Annotated in this window: 1 protein-coding gene; it reads left to right on the forward strand. The window is 63.9% G+C overall.

The window, feature by feature from the left end:
* On the forward strand, positions 1-363 hold a 363-nt coding region (locus U9980_RS17020; protein WP_322768817.1), incomplete at its 5' end, for a hypothetical protein.
* Positions 364-502 lie beyond the last annotated feature (139 nt).

A 502-nucleotide genomic window follows, 5' to 3' on the forward strand; every position in this document is an offset into this window, starting at 1 on the left:
GTTGCCCGGGGGGCGATGGCGATCCGGGCACAGTCCGCGGTGCTGCTGAGACAGCCGACCTTCGTCCTGCGACGTCTCGACGCCGGGTTGAACGTCCCGGGCGCGAGGACCTGGGAATTCGCGGTGATCACCAAGCCGTCCGACCCCATGGACAAGGGCACATCGTTCGTGGTCATGGTGTCTGCCGACGACCAGCAGACCGGAGTTCCCATCGCGGTGTCGAAAGAACTCGAGAGCGAACGCGCCTGGTACCAGCAGCTGGAGTACGGCTTCTACTCCCTTGGGATCAGACCCGTCCTGACCGCCCTGCAAGATCCGGACCGTCACCTCAAACGGCCCACCGACGACGAGGATGTCCTTTGACCCACGTCCTCAGACAGGCTGCGGGCGCTTCTATGTTTGTCAGAGCGACCGGCAATAGGGGACGCGGCGCCGCGGGGCTCATCGTCCGGTAAAACGGCGCAGCCCACGCACCACAATAAGAGCCGTTCAATCTTGGTAG

It is taken from the genome of Protofrankia sp. Cr1 (assembly GCF_963555865.1).
Lineage (GTDB): Bacteria > Actinomycetota > Actinomycetes > Frankiales > Frankiaceae > Protofrankia.